General features: G+C 55.8%; 15 protein-coding genes. 7 read left to right on the top strand and 8 right to left on the bottom strand.

The features are described from left to right. Window positions 1–17 precede the first annotated feature (17 nt). The 3 genes from LOY56_RS14740 to LOY56_RS14730 all read left to right on the top strand — a co-directional run bounded on the left by LOY56_RS14740 (window position 18) and on the right by LOY56_RS14730 (window position 2,872). Window positions 18–1,418: a diaminobutyrate--2-oxoglutarate transaminase gene (locus LOY56_RS14740; protein WP_258615064.1), complete on the top strand. Its 1,401-nt coding sequence runs from the start codon at window positions 18–20 to the stop codon at window positions 1,416–1,418. 254 nt (window positions 1,419–1,672) lie between these two features. Continuing rightward, window positions 1,673–2,305: a LysE family translocator gene (locus tag LOY56_RS14735; protein WP_258615063.1), complete on the top strand. Its 633-nt coding sequence runs from the start codon at window positions 1,673–1,675 to the stop codon at window positions 2,303–2,305. A gap of 135 nt (window positions 2,306–2,440) precedes the next feature. Then, window positions 2,441–2,872: an Lrp/AsnC family transcriptional regulator gene (locus tag LOY56_RS14730; RefSeq protein ID WP_258615062.1), complete on the top strand. Its 432-nt coding sequence runs from the start codon at window positions 2,441–2,443 to the stop codon at window positions 2,870–2,872. Between the two features lie 109 nt (window positions 2,873–2,981). On the opposite strand, the gene LOY56_RS14725 is transcribed toward LOY56_RS14730, so the two are convergent. The 8 genes from LOY56_RS14725 to LOY56_RS14690 form a co-directional block, all read right to left on the bottom strand. Further along, a complete protein-coding gene (locus tag LOY56_RS14725) occupies window positions 2,982–3,680 on the bottom strand; it encodes an outer membrane protein (RefSeq protein WP_258615061.1) in 699 nt (232 codons plus the stop codon). Window positions 3,681–3,763: 83 nt separating this feature from the next. Next, window positions 3,764–4,240, bottom strand: a complete 477-nt coding sequence (locus LOY56_RS14720; protein WP_258615060.1) for an SRPBCC family protein — start codon at window positions 4,238–4,240, stop codon at window positions 3,764–3,766. A 60-nt stretch (window positions 4,241–4,300) separates the two neighbouring features. Then, on the bottom strand, window positions 4,301–7,720 hold the full coding sequence (locus tag LOY56_RS14715; protein WP_258615059.1) for a beta-ketoacyl synthase N-terminal-like domain-containing protein: 3,420 nt from the start codon (window positions 7,718–7,720) through the stop codon (window positions 4,301–4,303). Between the two features lie 68 nt (window positions 7,721–7,788). After that, window positions 7,789–8,874, bottom strand: a complete 1,086-nt coding sequence (locus tag LOY56_RS14710) for an acyl carrier protein (protein WP_258615057.1) — start codon at window positions 8,872–8,874, stop codon at window positions 7,789–7,791. Between the two features lie 115 nt (window positions 8,875–8,989). Beyond that, a complete protein-coding gene (locus LOY56_RS14705; protein ID WP_258615056.1) occupies window positions 8,990–10,753 on the bottom strand; it encodes an FAD-dependent monooxygenase in 1,764 nt (587 codons plus the stop codon). Between the two features lie 3 nt (window positions 10,754–10,756). Beyond that, a complete protein-coding gene (locus tag LOY56_RS14700) occupies window positions 10,757–11,368 on the bottom strand; it encodes an HAD-IB family hydrolase (protein WP_258615054.1) in 612 nt (203 codons plus the stop codon). Further along, window positions 11,355–12,866 carry a class I adenylate-forming enzyme family protein gene (locus LOY56_RS14695; protein ID WP_258615052.1) on the bottom strand — a complete coding sequence of 504 codons (1,512 nt, stop codon included), beginning with the start codon at window positions 12,864–12,866 and terminating at the stop codon, window positions 11,355–11,357. The genes LOY56_RS14700 and LOY56_RS14695 overlap by 14 nt, the downstream gene beginning before the upstream one ends. An 80-nt stretch (window positions 12,867–12,946) precedes the next feature. Further along, window positions 12,947–13,960 (bottom strand): SDR family oxidoreductase, encoded by a 1,014-nt coding sequence (locus LOY56_RS14690; RefSeq protein ID WP_258615050.1) that lies wholly within the window; start codon window positions 13,958–13,960, stop codon window positions 12,947–12,949. Between the two features lie 446 nt (window positions 13,961–14,406). Here LOY56_RS14690 and LOY56_RS14685 point away from each other — a divergent pair, with 446 nt between their 5' ends. The 4 genes from LOY56_RS14685 to LOY56_RS14670 all read left to right on the top strand — a co-directional run bounded on the left by LOY56_RS14685 (window position 14,407) and on the right by LOY56_RS14670 (window position 19,764). After that, window positions 14,407–15,003: a TetR/AcrR family transcriptional regulator gene (locus LOY56_RS14685; RefSeq protein WP_258615045.1), complete on the top strand. Its 597-nt coding sequence runs from the start codon at window positions 14,407–14,409 to the stop codon at window positions 15,001–15,003. Between the two features lie 303 nt (window positions 15,004–15,306). Continuing rightward, window positions 15,307–17,088, top strand: a complete 1,782-nt coding sequence (locus LOY56_RS14680) for a type I secretion system permease/ATPase (protein ID WP_258615043.1) — start codon at window positions 15,307–15,309, stop codon at window positions 17,086–17,088. Then, on the top strand, window positions 17,069–18,382 hold the full coding sequence (locus tag LOY56_RS14675) for an HlyD family type I secretion periplasmic adaptor subunit (RefSeq protein ID WP_258615041.1): 1,314 nt from the start codon (window positions 17,069–17,071) through the stop codon (window positions 18,380–18,382). Before LOY56_RS14680 ends, LOY56_RS14675 begins: the two co-directional genes overlap by 20 nt. A gap of 2 nt (window positions 18,383–18,384) precedes the next feature. Then, the gene (locus LOY56_RS14670; RefSeq protein ID WP_258615039.1) at window positions 18,385–19,764 is read left to right on the top strand and encodes a TolC family outer membrane protein; all 1,380 of its coding nucleotides are present in this window, start codon (window positions 18,385–18,387) and stop codon (window positions 19,762–19,764) included. The last annotated feature ends 602 nt before the right edge of the window (window positions 19,765–20,366 follow it).

Genomic DNA, 20,366 nt, shown 5'->3' with positions numbered 1-20,366 from the left:
TATATAAGGACATTCGTATGGAAAGTCTTCATCGCTGGACGGAGTCCGGCTCGATTTTTACCCTCGAACATTTCCGCCAGCAGCCAGCGCGTGAGTTCAGGCCAGACGACTTGCTTGAACGCCAGGCCATGCGCGAATCCAATGCCCGCTCTTATCCAAGACGTATTCCGTTGGCCCTTAAAGAAGCCCATGGACTTTATGTGCTCGACACGCGCGGCCAGGTGTTCATGGATTGTCTGGCCGGGGCCGGGACACTGGCACTCGGTCACAACCATCCGGTGACCATTGACGCGATGCGAGCGACGCTCGATTCGGGCTTGCCACTGCACACACTTGACCTGACCACCCCCGTGAAGGATGCATTTGTCGAGGCCCTGTTCGCGGCATTGCCACCGGCGTTCGCTGCGCAAGCACGCATTCAATTCTGCGGGCCGACGGGGGCTGACGGGATTGAAGCGGCCCTCAAGCTCGCGAAAATCGCGACGGGTCGCAAAGGCATTTTCTGCTTCTCCGGTGGTTATCACGGTATGACTCAAGGCGCATTGAGCCTGATGGGCAATCTGGGGCCCAAGCAATTGCCTGGTTCGCTGATGGCCGACGTGCAGGTGTTGCCCTATCCCTATGACTATCGCTGCCCATTCAATATTGGCGGCGAGGCGGGTATCGATGCGGGGCTGAGTTACATCGAGCAATTGTTGACGGACCCCGAATCCGGAGTCCTTCCACCCGCCGCGGTGGTGGTGGAAGTCGTACAAGGGGAAGGCGGCGTGATTCCAGCACCGGCCCGCTGGCTTCAGGGGTTGCGCAAGCTGACCCAGCAGCATGGCGTCGCATTGATCGTCGATGAAGTCCAGACCGGATTAGGCCGTACCGGACGCATGTTCGCGTTTGAACATGCCGGGATCGAACCCGACATCCTGGTCCTCTCCAAAGCCATCGGCGGTGGTCTTCCGCTGTCGGTCATGGTCTACCGTGAAGCCTTGGACCTCTGGAAGCCGGGGGCTCATGCCGGTACTTTTCGCGGCAACCAGATGGCCATGGCCGCGGGCACGGCAACATTGCGCTTTATCCAGGAACAAGGCCTGGCGTCCCACGCCGAGGCCATGGGCGAGCGCTTGATGACTCAACTTCGGCAGATACAACGCGACTATCCGTGCATCGGCCAGGTTCGTGGACGTGGCTTGATGGTGGGCGTCGAAATCGTCTCGACGATAAATGAAGGCGCACGCGTGGCACCGGCCGACGGTGTAATGGCAAAGGCCATTCAACAGCAATGCTTGCGAGAGGGCGTCATTATTGAACTGGGCGGGCGCCACGGTGCCGTCGTGCGGTTCTTGCCACCGTTGACGATTCAGGCTGCCGAGATTGATCTGCTGGCAGAGAAGTTTCAGCTCGCATTGGGTAATGCGGTGCGTTGATCGGGCATCTGGATCTGACAGTCACCCGTAAAAACGGGTGACTGTCAGATCAGCCCTCTACACGCTTGGCGGCACTCGGGCCTTCTCCAACATATCGAGTTCGAGGGTCAGGACGCTGCTGTGCCTTAATAATGAAGGGGGAATCAGAATATTTCATACAAAATTATCGGAAAAGCGTGTGTGAAGATTAATAATTAATTCATAAAAAAGTGCACTTCCCCTAACCTTCCAGTATCAATTACGGAGGTGGGGCTATGTGGATATTTGTTAAATCAATGGTCATTGGACTTTGTATTGCAGCCCCTGTAGGGCCCATTGGACTGTTGTGCATGCAGAGGAGCCTTACGCTGGGATGGAGAGCAGGTTTCGCGACAGGATTGGGCGCGGCTACCGCTGATTCGATCTATGGATTTATCGGTGCACTGGGGATCACCGCCATCATCGCGACACTCATTAGCTTCAAGCCATGGCTGTGTATTTTCGGGGGAGTGTTCCTCGCGTACATCGGGTATCAAACAATAAGATCAAAAGGGAGCACAACAGCCCTGGCGGGTGAACGAGCCAACCTGTTCAAAGCCTACTCGACCACGCTGTTTTTGACACTCTCAAACCCAATGACCATCTTGTCGTTTATCGCGATATTCGCCGCCATGAGCGACGGCATGATCAATGATCAAAGCAGTCAGCACTCAGTGCTGCCTATGGTGACCGGTATATTTCTGGGCTCGGCTGTCTGGTGGCTGGGGTTGAGTGGATTCTCTTCCCTATTCAAGACCCGAATCTCCCAATCAAAACTTAGGCTGATCAACTATTTTTCCGGGTCAACCATCACCCTCCTGGGCGCCTATCAAGTTGCCACTGGCGTTGTACTCGCCACAGGTTCCTGAGCGTTAGTCATCCCCCCTTTCAAAAATGGCTAACAGTGTCAAGATGGCCGCTTCCTGAAACCTCATACACACGACAATGTTTTCAGGGTTTAAAATCTTTATCCCTTTATTCACCTGTAAGTTTGAGAAACGTACATGGATCGTATAGACATAAAAATCCTGGGTAAGGTGCAGGACTGTGGTCGCATTTCCATCACAGAGCTGTCCAGACACGCGGGTCTTTCTATTCCCGCCACCACGGATCGGCTGCGAAAGCTCGAAGACGCTGGGGTCATCAAGGGCTATAGCGCCCAGTTAGATCCAACCAAGTTAGGGTTCGGCATATCGGCTGTCGTCGGCATCACCACCCTCAAGCCGGCGAAATCCAAATTGATAGCGACGCTCAACGACATACCTGAAGTCGTTGAGTGTCTACACATCACGGGCAACGACTCCTACCTGATCAGGATCTATGCCAAGTCAATGGCCGATATCGAGAATGTCATTGCGAAGATCAACGTGTACGGTGAAACCCGTACAAGCATTGTTTTGTCAGTCCCTATCGAGAGAAGAACGCTTACCCCTTGAGCCTGTGCATTGCGCAGTGGCTACTGTCTTTTTTGGTACTGCCCTGTCTCGGTTTCACTGGCTTGGCAGCGACGCCTTGCCAGTGCAAGACGCCGATCTGTTCGTGCGCTTAAAACCAATAATGCAGGCCGAGCATCAATGATTGGGCGCTGTAGTCAGTGCGCACATCGCCTTGGGGCAGACCTTGAATGTCACCGAAGTGCGCTTCGCGCGTCTTGAGGTATCGGTAATCCAGGGACATCGACCATTGCTCGGTGAGCTCGAAACCTACCCCGGCTCCGAGTTGATAGGCCGAGACGGTGTCGCGATGAGTGTCGCCGAACTGGACGCCGCCAGCTTCCAGGCCACTGACCGTCAGGGTGGTGTAGCCCAGGCCGCCGCCAATATAGGGGGTGAACCGACTGAAGGGGGCTGGCAGGTTCAAGACGTCATACCAAAGGTTGGCCATCAGGCTGGTGGCTTCCTCTTCGCCTTTGCCGTCGATGCTCCCACCGCCTTCATAGACCCGGTTATTGAACTGGGTCAGGGTGTTTTTGCGGTAGCTGAGTTCCACTTCAGGTCTGAACCCGACAGGAAATCGCCAGCCGAATGCCAATCCGGTGGCGAAGCCGGAATGTAACGGTTGGTTGAACTCCATCTCGACAAAATCGAGGTTGTTCTGGTTAAGGTCCTGCGCAGCCACCCAGTTCAGGCCGCCCATCACGCTGATGTAGGGGCCGAGCGTGTCGGCGGAACTGGACGCTGGGGCGATAAAGCCCACGCCAATGACGCCCATCACGAAATGCTGAGTGTTTTTTAGTAAGTTCATGCTCGGTCCGAAGTGTGCCGTTATCGATAAGTAAGCGAAGCGTGTCGGGAGCGAGCGTTCAACACGCTCCCTCCCGGGATATTTCATACTCGGTGCAAATGCGTTGCAGGTTTTTCGAGCCTTGGTGTACCGACGGCATTTGCTCGTTGTTCAGCCAGCCGGCACAGATTGTGAAGTGCGGTGGTCATTGCCGCGGTCAGCATTTTGCGCAGTGGCCCGCGGTATAAAAAACTCAAGGGGCCAGCGATCTTCGCGCTATGGATGACCTGGGTTTCATTCGGCGACAGTCTGCGCATCTGGTGATCAAACTCGAGGTCGATCCAAAGCAGTCTTGCCGTGTTCCGATAGCTTTCATGCACGCTCACCGTTTCCAGTTTCAGCGGCATGTTCAGGCCATTTTTGAGGACGCATTTGCCTCGGGTTCCCGGTTCAAACGGGCCATTGAGTTCACAATGGCGGACGTCGGTATCCCATAACGGCGCTTCTGAAAAATTGCTCCAGATCTTCCATATTTCAGAAGGCGGCGATTTGACTATGACTTGCACTTTGACATCGTTCACGGCGACACCTTGGTTGTTGGGGGACAGGGTCATGCTGAAGAGTGAGATCAATTTAAAGCTTCAAGCGGCGGGCGCGGATTGACTCAGCACTTGAGCGGTAATACTGGCTTGTCCGATTTTTTCGCCCCGGCTGAACAGGTCGATATAGATGCGGTTGGTTTTGAATGGCTGATCCTGGGCGTCAAAACCGGCTTGCGGTGCCAATGACAGCGGACTGTTCCTGGGGATTGGCCGATCGAGGGTGAAGCTCAAGGCCAGCAGGTTCATCGGGGTGTTGAGTGGAATTCGCAGATAGCTATGGGCAATCTGCATGTAGCACTGGCGGGCAACTTCGAGGAAATACACCATTGAATAGTGTTCGGGGTCGCCCTCCCGGAAGAAGTGTTCATCCGGCAGCTTGAGTGTGTCCACGCTCAGGCCCTGAGCGGCCCCGCTCATGTCACTGACGATGACGTTTTCGTCTCTGGCCTTGTGCAACAAGGCCTTGTCGCGACAACGAGTGGCCGTGAACTCGCCGGCGGGCGATGTCTCGAATGCCGAGCTGTAGGCCATCCCAAGGATGCAGGTGCACATCAGATTTCCGGCCTGCATGACCTTCGCATTGAATACCTGGGGGTCTTTGCCTTGTTCTACATGCAGATCAATCACACCCTCCTTTTGTACGTATTGCTGGAACTTGATAGTCAGGGTTTTGACATAGGCGGCTCGTCCGCTCAGTGGGGGCATGGCGAGTTCAATCAGTTGCAACACGCCCTCAAGCAATAAAATGCCGGGGATGTGATCAAGCGGGTGATCGAAGAAATAGGGGTGCGCTTCATTCACCACGAGCTGGGCGTGCAGTGCTTGAGGGCCTCGCTGGACGTTGGCGATCACGATATTTTCCGGGCTGCGTTGCCAGTGCGCCGGGCGCTGGGCTTCAGCGCCACGGTGCAGGGCGAACAGGCCCTCCATGGCGCGAACTCTGACACGCAGCCCTGAGAGCAGGGTACTGGTGAGCATGTCACTGAGTTGCAGCACGTCGACGCCGTCGTGTTGCGGCTCGCGGACAACGCTGACAGGGCGGGCAGGCGCAATGATCTGTTGCAGTTCGTGGGATGCCGAGTGAGCAAAGCGCAACGTGAAAGGATGCTTGATGGCAGGGTTGGGTTCGGCGGCCGCGCTCCATTCTTGAAGTTTTTCAGTCATTAACCACATCACTGCCTTACCGGCTTGGCGAACCTCGATCACGGTGTGAGCCGATGTGCTCAACATCACCGCCAGCAGGGTTTCAATGCCAGTGGCTTCAGCCAGAAAGCCAGTCATCTCTTGCAGTGATCCGCTTGCATGAGTCGCATCGGGCTGTAGCTCGCAGACTTCAATGTTCTGGTATTGACTGCGCTGTTTGCCCAGCAGCTGGCAAGCTTCCTCCAGCGAATTTGCGGCATGGGCGAGGACCGCTGCGCGGATCACCAGCAAAGGTTTGTCGCTGGCCTCTGGTTGATAAGGACGCAGAGCAATCAGCCCCAGTCCTTCACCTTGCGTGGTTGTGGAACGCCGGGCGCGTTCGATCTCGATTTCACCGCTGATAAAGCGCCCCGCACCGAGCAAGAGCGTGGTTATGCCCTCCTTGAACCATTGCGGTGAGGCCAGCAAGGTTTGCCAGAACAATCCCGGGGTGCCGACCAGCGTTTGATGGAAACCCCTGAAGTCAAAAATCTGCGCCGGGTAGCCGGACAACATATTTGGCAACATGGTTGCCACGTCCGACACCTCCACGCCCGGTGGCATGCCTTGAGCGCCGGAGTAGTAGTTGTGAGCGCTGCTGTACGCATTGCTGAAGCGTTCCCCACCCATGTTGCAGCACATGACCATCGCCGTGCCGGGTGAGCCCGCCACACCGGGCAGGCGTCGCAGTAAATGGTTGACGCGATCGGTGATCAACAGCTTGAACGGATCGACATGGGCCAGAGGTTTGGGGCCCATGCCAAAACCGTCGATATCAATGACGCGATCCTGCGCCAGGAATTTTCCCAGTAAGGGCTGAGCGGGAGCAGGGGTGTAATCAACGAAGCGCCCATAAGGAAAAATGACTGAGGGTGCTGCCGGTTGATTGAGCTGTTGCTTGAGTGACTGCAATGAGCAGTGACTGCCGATCGCCGCTTCAGCCTCGACAATCGCAAGGTCCAGCCTCAGCACACCGGGGTGAGGGACGGCCATAGGGGCGGCGGGGTGGTTGTCGGGAATGTATTCATCCACCACCAGATGCGCATTGGCGCCGCCAAAACCAAAGCTGGAGATGCCTACCCGGATCGCCGACTGACGATCAGCGAGGGGCTGAATCTGCTCGGTGGCCAGCTGCAGGCAAGTCTCGTCGACTTTTGCGCTGGGACGGTAGTCGGGCTGGGGCGGAATACCTTTATGACGCAAGATCATCAACGCCTTGGCGAGCGAAGCGCCTCCGGCGGCGGCCAGGGGGTGACCAATGACGGACTTGATCGAACCGATGGTGATTTTTTTGCCGTCTGTGCGATGGGGGGCGAAGAAGCTGTTCAAGGAGCCCAGCTCTGTCGCATCACCCAGCGGGGTGCCGGTGCCATGGGTCTCGATGTAGTCCACGTCGCTGGGGTCAAGACCGACATAGGCACGCTGATAAGCTGTGTACTGGGCCCGTTTGCCAGGCGCAAACACTGAGCCTTCGGCGCCATCGGCGGAAAGCCCCAATGCGCGCAAAACGCCCAAGGGCCGGCGCTGCGCAATCAGGGCCTGCGAGACGGGTTCGACCAGAAAGGCGACCGCACATTCGCCCGGCACAATACCGTCAGCGTCCTGGCCGAACGCCTGCATTCGGGCCCGGGCGGAAAAGGCGGTCAACTGCGAGAATCCCAGAAACAGCGCCGGTGGCAGCACGGTGTTCAATGCCATGACAATCGCGTTATCCGCCTGTCCACTGTTGACCAGGGCCTGAGCCATATCGATTGCATAGGGGAATGAACTGCAGGCGGTATCCACTGATAACGCTGGACCACCCAAGGCAAAAGCCGCCGCCAGTTCAGCGACTTGTTCACCCGGTGTATAGCCCTGCGGGGCATCGGTTTTTTCGGACATTCCCGTGACGAAATAACTCTCATCGCTCCAGGACGTCGCGACCACCAATGCGGTGCGTTCCTTGATCAGTGCCGTGCCTTGTCCGGCCAGCTGGGTGAGAAGCGTCTGGAGTACTTTCTTGCCAATGGCGACCTGCCGTCCTTCATGCCGTGAAGGGATTGATACGTCATCGGTCAGGCAAAAAGCACTGTCCAGATAAGTGCGATCCTTTTCACCTGCCTTGGCTGAATAGATCGACGCTTTATTCAGTTCCCAGCGTGTCAGCATCGAATGGACCGGCGCTATCTGCCCTTGCGAGAGCAAGTGCCAAAGCGCATCCGTAGACGGTGCCCCAGGAAACTCGCCAGCCATTGCGCTGAAGCAAAAATCGCCCTCTGTCGTTACCGCGCCACTCATACCCAATCTCCTGATTGCCATAATGCTGGGTGATCTGTTCGATCACCCGGATTCCATTCCACTTTGTTTCAGCTCAGTCTTGCCAGAAGCGACAAGGCGTCCTGTGGCGTACGCCGCGACATCAGCGCTTCACCGGCAAACTCGCTGGCAGAACACTGTTGCGCCATTGATTGGCAGAGTGCTTCTCGGGCAAAACCGTTGAGCCCCAACTGCGCAAAGGGCGTCTCAATGTCGATCGACTGTGGCACGCCCGGGACCAGGGGGGACAGGGCGTTGAACAGCAGATTGCTTATCTGCCCTTGAGCGTCCGTTGTGGCAGGTGATTGCTCTTCAGAGGATGTTGTCGGTGTTGACTCGGGGCTGACCAGGGCGGTTTTAATCAGGGCGATTGTTTCATGCGGCAACTTGGCGTTGACCAGTTCAGTGCTGTTGGCCTTGAGTTGCGGCCACACGGAAACGACCGATTCCAGGAAGTCCAGTTGCACCAGAGAGTCCATGCCCAGGCTTTCATAGCTTTGTTTCGGGTCGATCTGGTCCACCGTAAAACCGGTGATATTTGCCAGTTGTTCAAGTACCCACGCTTCGATATCCACGGCAGGCGCCTGCGGATTGGCTTCAAGCCGTGCCAGCAAGGCGGTAGGGGTGGGAGCATCAAAGAGTAGCGAGGTAAGCGCTTTCTTTTCCGGGAAGTGCTGGGCTAGGGATTCGAAAATATCGACCAACCCCAGCGAGTCGATGCCCAGACTCTCGAAACTTTGATCAAAGTCGATCTGGCCCTTTTTGAATCCAGTCACCGAGCTTATTTCGGCGCGCAACCATTGCCCGTAGCTAAGTGCCGGCGTTTGTTCGGCAACGGGTGCCGATGCCTGCAATACCGAGTTCGAGTGTGCCGGCTCCAGCACCGCAAGGCTTTTATTGACGGGGGCTTCAAGCCCATGGGCATAAACGCCCTCCAGAACTTGTTGATGCGCATTGAAGTAATGCGCAGTGACGGATTCGGCCTGCTCGAGCAAACGCATCAATATTGATTCTTTTGCTGTATTGGAATCGCACAGTGAATCAATGATTTTCTCTGAGAGGGAGAAATAGCTATGCGCTATTTTTCCATTGGACACGATGAATTCCTGCACAACATCATTGAGTTGGGCGCGCATGAGGTTCTCCAAAAGTCGGAATATGTTTTTCTATTATCAAGAAATTAAAAATCAGGGCCCAGGGGTGGGCCTTGTTTCAATCAATGAACCAAACTGGCAGTAGTCATAGAGAGACTTAGAGTTGGAGTTGCACTGCGTCGATCTCGGAGGATGTTGTTTTTCTGGCGCCCTTGAGCAGCCCGGATCTTACGTTCAGATAGGTAACGAGCGTCATTGCATCGGCGCCCTGGAAAGCGATGTAGCCGTCAGGACGAATCAGCATCAACGTGCCCTCTTTGGCGTGGTAACGCTTGTGCAACCGCCAATCGGGGTCCAGCAATGTCGAGTGCCAGGAAGGCAGCTCGGTGCTACTCAGTGCATCAATAACGCAATAAGCCTTGATGCCCGGGTAGTCCCTCTCCACCGACTCGGCCAGCGAGTAATAGCCCGGCAACAAAGGGGAAAACTGATCGGCGGCGCTGAAAATCAACAGCGTGAACGTTCCGTGGAACAAGTCGATCAAGCGTTTTGGCGGCAAACCTTGCAGTTGCCACAACTCGACGTCGGGTGCCAGTTGACCTGCGCGAGGTATCGCTGTCTGGAACTCGGGTTTTTTGCCTTTTTTGTCCCAATTCTTGCGCTGCTTCTTCGTTAGCGATTCTTGAATGTAATCACTTTTGCCGTAGTGATACTGGTGACCGGAAATCATCGAGGGCAGCTTGCGCTGAACCTTGCGCCGGTTGCTCAGCAGTGGCAGAACATTGTCGCGCAGCCATACGAGGGCGCGTTGCTTGACGGTTATCAGTCCGGTCAGCCGGTGTGCCGTGTTCTCGACTTCCAGGGCAACCGGGTAGCGCTCTTCGTTGTAGCTCTCCAGCAATGATTGATCCGCCAGGCCCTGATCGACATAGGCCATTTTCCACGCCAGGTTATAGGCTTCGGAAACCCCCAGGTTCATCCATTGCCCACCGATCGGGCTACCGATATGCGCCGAGTCGCCCATCAGAAACACGCCGCCTTGCTGCAGCGACTGCACGCGGCGATGTTGGAAAGAGGCGATGGTGGTCGATGAGATATTGGACAGCGTCATCTTTTGCCCGCGTCCTTCGCACAACCGCTGAAAGTTCTCCAGGCTCAAGGAAGGGCGTTCGCCTTCGGGTGGCAGGTTGTAGGGCATCTCGATGAAAAGTCGATAGCGCGATTGCGCACTGATCGGCGCGACCGCCACATAACCGTCCTGTGCGCCGAGGAAGAAAGCGCCTTCGTCCTTGCTTCCAGACCATTCGATATCGGCATCGGCGAGCATGAAGAACCGGTCGTAGGACGATCCTTCGAAGGTCATATCAAGACGTTTTCTGATGTTGCTGCGAGCACCGTCGCACGCGACCACCCAGCGACTGCTGAAGGATTCGTCGCTGCCGTCCGCATGACGAAGCGCCATTCGCACGGATCCTGGCTGGTTTTCTATATCGACCAGCTCGGTATTCCACTCAACCTCTGCCCCCAGCGCGCTCAGTCGCTCAAGCAGAATCTTTTCTGTCTGCGGCTGCGGCAGGCTGAGGAGCAGGGGATAGGTAGCGTCCAGGTTGGAGAAGTTGTAATTCAGCACCCGTTTGGCATTCGACTGCACCGAAAACTGGTTGATCGTGAACCCGTCGTTGATGGCCTGATCGGCAACACCCAGCTCTCGAAAAATTTCCAGGGTTCTGGAATGGATGGCCATCGCTTTGGTAGCGGTCGAGGGGCCAGCATTCTTTTCAATAATGCGAAAAGAGACGCCCCACTTTTTCAGCATGATTGCCAGGGACAGACCAATAGGGCCGGCGCCGACAATCGTTACTGTAGGGGGGTTACCGGTTTGCCTGAAGTGCTTGGGGGCCAAAGTGCTCAGCGTGTTCATCTGTTAGTACCAGTTTCTGTAGAAGGGAGAGTTGGCAATGCTGAGCAGGGCATCATCACCTGATGAATCCCCGTAGGCATAAATGTAAAAGTCATCAAGGTTGCTCAGACAGCCTTTGAGCCGCGTAACTTTCTCTCTCTCAACACAGTTGGTGCCTGATATTCCACCGGTCAGTTTGTTCTTTGCAGTGGCCAGGCGGGTGCCGCACACATAATCAAAACCCGCGGCCTGGCCCCAGGGAATCAAGTAGTTCTCCGGCGAGTTGCTGACCAGTGCAGTGACATGTCCCATCGATTGATGCCATTGCAACCGGCGCAGGGCCTCGGGCCTGAGCCAGAGTGGCAGCTGCTCGGTAATGAAGTACTTGGCATGCTCGCGCTCTTGCTCAACTGACAGGCCACCCAAGTAACAGGCAATGAATGCCAGTCGCGCTTGCATCAACGGCGTGATTCCCAGAATCACACTGAGCATTTTGGGCAACAGGGGAATAATCCTGAGCCAGAATGATCGGGTTCCCACGATGAAGCGCATGTAGCGCCAGAACGTATGCCTGTCGGTCAATGTGCCGTCAAAGTCAAAAACGGCCAGTACCGGTTGTGTGCTATTGGCTTGCATGAATCTCTTCCTTGAGAGCGATAATCTCGATGGTTCTGGGCAACTTGAAGCCCGAAAGGTGGTGCGATAGCAGGGTGGCGACCGCGCTCTGGGTCAGGTCACCGCGTCCTTCAACGCACAGGTGCAATACGTTGACCTCTTTGTTGTCAGGGACGATGTAAGCCTTCGCGCGCATTACGTCGGGGTGCTTGAGGGCAATGGACTCGATTTCCGTCAGGTCGACCATTTGCGCTTTGATCTTCGAGATTCGCAGGCGTTGGCAATAAAAGAACACATGTCCATCGTCGTCCCGCCAGACCAGATCACCCGTGTGCAACCAACCATCACGGAAGAACCGGGCGTTGGCGTCCTCTGCCCCGTCGTATCCGTCAATCACCATCGAGCCGCGTATCAGCAGCTCGCCAATACGTCCAGGTGCAACATCACGCCCCTGGGCATCGATGACCCGCAGTTCTACGCCGCTAATCGGTTGCCCCATGGCGCCGCGATGAACCTTGCCAATCGAGCTCTGGACAATCACCGGCATACTCTCGGTCAATCCATAGCCTTGCAGTACCGGATTGCACCCCAACAGCCTTCCCAGTTTCTCGGCTTCGTCTGCCGGTAGATGGCTGCCACCCGAATACATCATCAGCCGAGGATGCATCGGCAAAAGCGCGCCTTTGCGTTTGGCCAGCCTTGTATTGAAGTAGCGAATGACGTCAGGCACCAGGCAGGCAAAGGTGACCTTATGCTCAGACAAGACTTCTGCCAGATCCCTATTGAGCAAGGTGTTGGTCATGAGCAGAGTGGCGCCCACGCTTAGTGGAAAAACCATCATCACGGACAGCCCGAAAATGGCATACAGCGGCAGGGTCACCAGGTGAACGGAACCCACGCCTTGAAGATGGAACTGCTCATGCAGCCCATCGCTCGATTGCGTCAGGTCAAGGTAGCGGTGAGAAACGGCCAGGGGTTTACCGATGCCCCGATAGGTGAACTGTACCGAGACGATCGGATTGCCCTCAGGCAATAACAAGGGCTTGGCCTGTCGGGGAAGCTGAGAGACGGCCGTTGCGTTGTCGGGCAGCGGCGATTCGGCGTTCAACACTAAGGAGTGTCGAACACCGTATGCCGCCTGAAATACCTCGCTATGTTGCTCGAACAGCGTTTGGGTCGTGACGACCAGCGTCGGCCTGGCGATGCCAATGACGTTGGTCATTTCGAATGGCGTCAGTTTGTAGTTGAGTATGACCGGAATCGCACCACACCCGATGATCGCCAGATAGTACGCGATGAAATCCACGCCATTGGGTAGAACCAGCGCTACTTTGTCACCCGGCAATACATCCAGTGCGTTAAGGGCGCCATGACGCTCTTCAGCCTTAATTCGCAACTCGCGGTAAGTTACAGTGTCTTCTTCCCCGTCCAGGTTTCTGATCGCAATGTGGTCGGGGAACGACTCTGAAAAACCGACAAAGCGATGCAGAAAACCTTCTTTATATGAAAGGCTTTTCATTAACCAACCTCTTTCAATCCTTGAACTTCTGGTTAGGCAAAAACGTACTACAGAGGCAGGCTATCGAAGAATTGTTTCAATTAAGCGTCTGTGTAGTTATTGTTCCGATACCAATCCAGAGTATCGGTCAGTGTTTCCGCTACGGGGCGGAATGTGCACTTGAGTTCCTGTGAACTTTTGTGATGACTGAAGTGGGTGCGCCCTTGTTCTTGCTCCATGAGTTTGACCGTGGAGGTGCTGATGAGTACCGGTTTTTTTGTAATCCGGTAATAGCCCTCATAGACCAAGGCAATCAAGCGGAGCATGAACAGGGGCACTTTGCGTTCCGGCGCTTTTACGCCGCTGACGCTGGACAACGCCTGGAAAATGCTTTTCATGTCCATATGATTGCCGGCGGCCAGGTAACGTTCTCCGGACCTGCCGCGTGTGATGGCCGCGATTTGATGTTCTGCCACGTCCCTGGCGTCTACAACGGAAAAGCTACCGGGGAGTACGCCAGGCAATTTCTGCCCGACAAAATCGAGCAGGAATTGTCCGGAAGAGGTAGGGCCGATGTCACCCGGACCAAACATCCAGCCTGGCAATACCATCGCAATGAACATGTCCGGGTGTTGAGCCAGGAATTCGTGAACTTTTTGCTCGGACAATATTTTACTCAAGTAATAATCGTCAGCCTCCAGTTCATTGCGAGACATTGTTTCATCGATCACTTGATCTCTATCGCCCTTCAAAACGGCAATGGAGGAGGTATGAACTGCACGACGAATGCCGGCGGCATAAGCGGCTTGCAATAATCGTTCGGTGCCCGTCACATTAGTGTCATACAGCTTCTGCCAGTGTTTTCCGCCTTTGTAGCTGTCGCGAAAATAGGCCGCCGTATGAAACAAGGCATCACACCCTTCCAGGGCATGGCTGAAGGCGTCGACATTGAGCATGTCGCCTTCGACAAACTCGACAGGCAGATTACCGAACTGCTTCTTGGCTTTTTCTACGGAACGAACCAGCGCTTTTACCTTGATATTCCGCTTTAAAAGCGCATGAACCACATTGTTTCCGAGCAGGCCAGTAGCGCCTGTAACAAAGGCATATTCCATTAATATTCAGCTCCCGTGAGGTAACCTGACTCTGCATCGAGATGAATGTTAGAGCTCGAGGCTTTGATCAGGCGTTGGGTCGACCAACGGCGCAAGTAAAAACCATCCGGTATCTGAAAATCAAGCGGTATTTCGTTGGCGTCTTGGGTCGATGTCTCTGAGTCGGGCTCAGCGCACCGAAACTCAACGTTCTGAAGCTTTCGTTGGGGACAGAAGTCGACCGCTTTTTCGGGCGTTAGCCCTAGGATTTTTAGCCGCTCATTCACGAGTCGACACTGACTCGATTGAACAAGGGAGCGCGTCATGGTGGAGACCAAAAGTTTAAGTTCAAATGCTTAAGAAGGGGGCGTATAAAAGGGTATGTTGAAACGAGGGCTGCCGCAGAGAGTAGCCGATTTGTTGCATCTAGTTACAAATACATTTATTTGGCCAGAGGAGCCGAGGGCGTGATTAAAAAGAGATTGGGTCGAGAAGAGAGCCAACAAGTAACAAGGGACAAGTTGTTCGATACCGCCACTGATCTTATGGTCCGGAAGGGTTTTCACGCCGCCAGCGTCAACGCAATTTCCGAAGAGGCCGGTTTTTCCAAAGGGGCATTTTTTTCAAACTTTTCAAGTAAGTCGGAATTACTTCTGCAACTGACTCAGCGGTTCAAGAGAGTTGAAATTGACCGTTTGAGTGTTACCTTGACTTCCGGGTATTCATCGGAACAATTGACCCATGGCTTGAATGCTTATATTGACACGCTCAAAAATAATACCCGCTGTGCAATCCTTGATGCTGAGCTGCAACTGATCGCTTTGCGCGATGAAGCGTTCTCCCAGCATTATTATGACTTGCATCAAGAAAATAGTGAGGCCTTGGGCAAACTGATTACCATCATTTTTAATCATGCAGGCAAGAAACCCCCTTTGGCCTATGCCGCACTTGCAATGACCTTCACCGCATTGTCGGAGGGTTTGATACTGCAAGGACATAAAGATCCGGCTTCTGAAATAAAGTTGGTATTGAATTCGCTTATCCAGACAGCAGAGTCGTTATAAAACACTCCATTGTGGTGCACATGATCGTCGCGGGGGGGGGGGGCGAGGCTCGGCCCCTGTGTGTCAAGGCTGCACACAGCGCTATTTTCACGGCGCAAACACTCATGCATGAGCAGCCGCCAAAGGGATCGATTCCTGCCGATGGAAGGTTTTCCGCATCCAGGGTCAGGCTTTTCAGCCTTCCACGGGGATACGTGATACCACTCGTCATTGCACGCAGAGACGGCTGATTTCAATAGCTACGCACAGTCGTTCGGCATGATCTAAGCTCCACGAGGTATGGCTTTTCGAGCAGGGGTTTCAATGCGAAGCACACCTGAAAACAGTCTGCATAATGCGTTGAAAGCCTGTAGAGACAGCTTTGTTTCTGTTGGCTTTTTCAGCTTTTTTATCAACGCCCTGATGCTTGTTCCTACCTTTTATATGCTTCAGGTCTATGGGCGAGTCATCACCAGCGGAAGTCTGACGACGTTGGCCATGCTGACACTGATCATGACCGGACTGGTGGTTACGCTCGGCTCCCTGGAATGGATCCGTTCGCGGATCATGGTGCGGGTCAGTACCCGGCTGGATGTGTTACTGAGTCGCCAAGTCTATAAGGCCAGCTTCAAGCGCGCGCTCGACAGTGGCGGCATGGATGCATCGGCCCAGTCGCTCAACGATTTGACGGGTTTGAGACAGTTTCTCTCCGGTAACGGTTTATTCGCTTTTTTCGACGCGCCCTGGTTGCCGATCTATATCGCGGTGATGTTCATGTTTCATCCCTGGTTTGGCTGGGTCGCGACGGGCAGTGCGCTGTTGTTGTTATTGCTCGCTTTTATCAATGAGAGGGCGACGGGGCCGACACTTGCCCAGGCTAACAAGGAACACATTGGCGCAACGCTCTACACCACGAAAAATCTACGCAACGCTGAAGTCATTGAATCCATGGGCATGCTTGAAACCCTTATGGACCGTTGGGGACTTCGCCAAAGAAACGTCCTGTTGCTGCAGGCCCAGGCGAGCGACAGAGGCGCCATAATCAGCACGCTTTCCAAGACCTTCCGGATCCTGGTGCAATCACTGATCCTTGGCCTGGGAGCGTACCTGGCCGTGGACCATCAGGTAGGGGCAGGCTTGGTGTTTGCCGGGGCCATACTGCTAGGGCGCGCATTGGCCCCCATCGATCTGATCATCGGCAGTTGGAGGGGCTTTATTGCGGCCCGCTCGCAGTACGGCCGTCTCAACGACATCCTCGACAAACAACAGGCTCAGCCCGAACGTATGTCATTGCCTGCGCCTCAGGGGCACGTGCAGGTGGAGAATCTGGTCGTCGCGGCACCTGGCTCGAAAACGCCGATCATCAACAACATAAGTTTCAGCGTACCTGCCGGCTGCGTTGTCGGCATCATCGGTCCAAGTGCAGCGGGCAAGTCCACCCTGGCCAGGGCACTGATGGGGGTATGGGTGCCGCAGCATGGCGTGGTCCGGCTGGATGGCGCGGACATCAGCGCGTGGGACAAACATGAGCTCGGGCCGCATATAGGTTACTTGCCCCAGGACATTGAACTGTTCGAAGGCAGCATCAGCGAGAACATTGCCCGTTTCGCCGAAGTCGATTCCGAGAAAGTCATTCTGGCCGCCAGGACGGCGGGTGTTCACGAAATGATTCTGCTGTTGCCCGATGGCTACGACACCGTCATTGGCAGCGAGGGCGTCATGCTGTCGGGAGGGCAGCGGCAGCGTATCGGCTTGGCCCGTGCCCTGTATGGCAACCCACGGCTGATTATTCTCGACGAGCCCAATTCCAATCTTGACGAAGTCGGTGATCGCGCACTGGTGGCAGCCATCCAGCAGCTCAAGCAGACCGGCGCGACCCTGTTTGTCATTACCCACCGAACCAACATCGTGTCGCAGCTTGACCGGCTCATGGTGATGAACGCAGGGGTTATCAGTCTTTATGGGCCACGCGAGCATGTGCTCGCCGAACTCGCGCAGAAACAGCAGGCACAAAAGCACGCCATGTCGGCAGGCGCCAGCATGGCTTCGGTCAAAACCAGCAAGGGCGATGCCGATGAACCCTACGATGCCCAGTCGTCAAATTGAAAGCTTCGCCGGTCTGCCGACATCTGATCGTAAAGCACGTCGCCTGGGCATCGGTATTGTCGGGGTGACCTTCGGCCTGTTCGGCACCTGGGCGGCGCTCGCGCCCCTCGACGGTGCCGCTTTTGCGCCGGGGGTGGTCACCGTGCAGACTTACCGCAAAACGGTCCAGCATCCTGAAGGCGGCATCGTCAAAGAGGTATTGGTCCATGACGGTGACATCGTTAAGCGTGGTGATCCGCTGATCATTCTTGATGATGCCCAGTTGCGCTTCGAATACGAGATAAGCCGAGGCCAGTTGGTCGCGACCAGAGCCATGGAGGCAAGACTCAGGGCCGAGCGCGACACACTGTCGGCGATCAGCTTTGGGGAAATAGCTGATCCCGCCAGTCTGCGAGGAGTGGAAGCGCGCCAGGGCGAGACCCAGGTATTCAACGCCCGGCAGGGCTCGCGGCTGGGCCAGATCGCGGTGTTGCGCGAACGCATTGGCCAGTTGAATCAACAGATCAAGGGACTGGAGTCGATGATTGGTGCCAAGGTTCATCTGGAGAAATCCTACAGCGGTGAAATCGTTGAATTGACCGACCTGCTCAAGCAAGGGTTCGTTGACAAACAACGTCTGCTCGATCAGGAACGTAAGCTGGGGATGCTCCGGTCGGAGGTGGCTGATCACCGGTCTGCTATTAACAAGACTCGTCTGCAGATCAACGAAACACAGCTGCAGATTCTGCAAATCGACAAGGATTTCAGTACCGAGGTTGTCAAGGAGCTGGCCGAGGTTCAGACCCGGATGTACGACCTGCAAGAGAAAACCTCGTCCCTGGAAGACCGGCTCAGTCGTATCGTCATCCGCGCACCCGACGCGGGCATGGTGATTGGCATGACAGTGCACACCATTGGTGGTGTGGTGAGCCCGGCGACGCCGCTGCTGGATATCGTGCCCTCGGTTTCCGAGCTGGTCATAGAGGCCCAGGTGGCGCCGGTGGATATTGATCGTGTCGCCATCGGCAAGCGTGCCGATATCCGTTTCGGCGCGTTTAACAGCTCGACCACGCCGGTGATCGAAGGCGAGGTCAGCAGCGTATCGGCTGACCGGCTGGTCAACGAAAAGGCCGGGACGGCCTATTACCTGGCGCGGGTCCGGGTAACCGAGGAGGGCGCGCGCACCTTGGGTGAGCGCAAGTTGTTGCCGGGGATGCCGGCGGACGTATTAATCATCACCGGGCAACGCACGTTGTTGCAGTACTTGATGCAGCCGGCTCGCGATGCCATGGCTCAATCGATGATCGAGGAATAGCCATGAGCGCATCGGCAGTTCTGCTGGGCGGTGTGTTTATGCTTGCAGCGGGTGCCGCCCTGGCGCAAACCATTGCGGCAACGCCGACCGGGGTCAGCGCCTCGACGTTTTCCACCGACCTCATGCAGTTGTATCGTGAGTCACGGCTGGAGGATCCGCGGGTATTGGCCTCCTATGCGCAAGCGCAGGCGGGTAAGGAGCATCAACGCGAGGCTATGGGTGCGCTGTTCCCGCAGGTATCGCTCAATGCCGGGACGAATCGGATTCATCAGGAGAGCGACCTGGTGGAGCAAAGTTACGATAGCGAAAACTACAGCCTGGTGCTGCGTCAGTACCTCTACAACAAGACCGCGTGGGAGAACTACCAAAAATTCAAAAGCCTGGCCAGGCAGTCCGAATCGCAAGCGCTGGATGCCCAGGCCGAGGCCACAGTGGACTTGGCGCAGCGTTACTTCACCGCGTTGGCGGCCGAAGATGAACTGGAGTTGGTGAGGGCGGAGCGTCGAACCACGCAAAAGAGTCTGGACCGAGTCAATGCGTTGTACGAAAAGCAGCTGGCAATGATTACTGATCAGCTCGACCTCAAGGCCCGGGTAGATTTGCTGGCGGCGCAGGAACTGGATGCCCAGAACCAGGCCAGTATCAGTCGCGAGGCACTGGCGGAGATCGTCGGCCGGCCGGTCAAGGAGAAGCTCAACCGGATTCGCGATGACGTGCAACTACGGGTTTCGGCGCAGAGTCTGGACACCTGGGTGCGCGAGGGTATAGCGCTAAACCCGGCGCTCAAGGCCAACGAAAGCGGCGTGGAAGCTGCGGGCGCTGCGTTGCGCAGCGGCAAGGGCGGGCACTATCCGACCCTGAGCCTTACGCTGAGCGCGCAGCAGACCAACGAGGGCTACAACAATGCCCTGGCGCCGCGCACCGACAGTTATGTCGCCGGTATTGGCGTGCAGGTGCCGCTGTACAGCGGCGGCTCGACTTCGGCGCGGGTCCGTGGGCTCTACCAGGATCAGATTACCGCCGAGCAGGAGCTGGAAGCGATCCGACGCCGGGTGGTCAAGGAGATCACCAGCGCTTACCTGACCGCCAATTCGAGCGGAGAAAAAATCAATGCGAGCCGAAATGCCCTGGCCTCGGCACAGCTGTCCAGAGTGGCGGCAGAGAAAGCGCTCGATTACGGTATGGTCAATGCCGTCGATGTACTGACCAGCGTACGCAACGAATTCCGGGCTCGTCGTGACCTGCTCAAGACGCAATACGAGTTCGTCACTAATGTCCTTACCCTTAATCGCTGGGCGGGAAAGCCGCCTGCCGAGGGTGTCGAAAACGTTAATGCCTGGTTGAGCCCCGGCAGCTCCAGCCAAAACCTCACATCCCACTGATTCTGCCGCAATATCGCTGCGTATCCCCGTCCCCACTTGATGCCAATTTGAGTCACAACCTCCAGCAGTTCAGGCGGTGGTGGCCGTGGCGTTGTCGCAATAGATTCCAGCACCGAAGTCATGCTGTTACCCAAGCGGCGCGAAAGGCAAAACCAGCGGCGAGATCCAGATTGGGAGCATTCCTATGTTCGGCAAGGGCGAATCTCGCCGATAAATTGACGCCAGCGTTACGGTTGCGCTTGTGCGTACACCATTCGTCGGTTAATTGACGATTTGGGTCGTGATCAGCCCTTAGCCGCAGGTCACCCCTGGCGAGTCTAAGACCTTGATTTTTGAGGGCGCTGGGGCTGCCGGGAACAGCGAGCGGGCTGCTCGCATGAGGCTTGAGTCGACGACTGGCGGATAGGAGGGCTGGCAGCGCGCTGGGCTGGCCTAGACTCAGTTCAGCGGCTTGAGGGAGCACATCAATCCTGCGCAAGCTATTGATGATTATTCCTATTATGTTGCTTCGATGGCTTTGCCCGGCTTTTGCAAACGTCCGCAACGCCTGCCGGTGAAGCCAACGGAAGTGTCCCCCAGGGATGAATAGCCGGGTGGGCACC

The sequence above is a fragment of the Pseudomonas sp. B21-048 genome (assembly GCF_024748615.1).
Lineage (GTDB): Bacteria > Pseudomonadota > Gammaproteobacteria > Pseudomonadales > Pseudomonadaceae > Aquipseudomonas.
The sequence above is the reverse complement of the archived record's forward strand: the minus strand, read 5'-3'. Positions and strand labels throughout refer to the sequence as shown.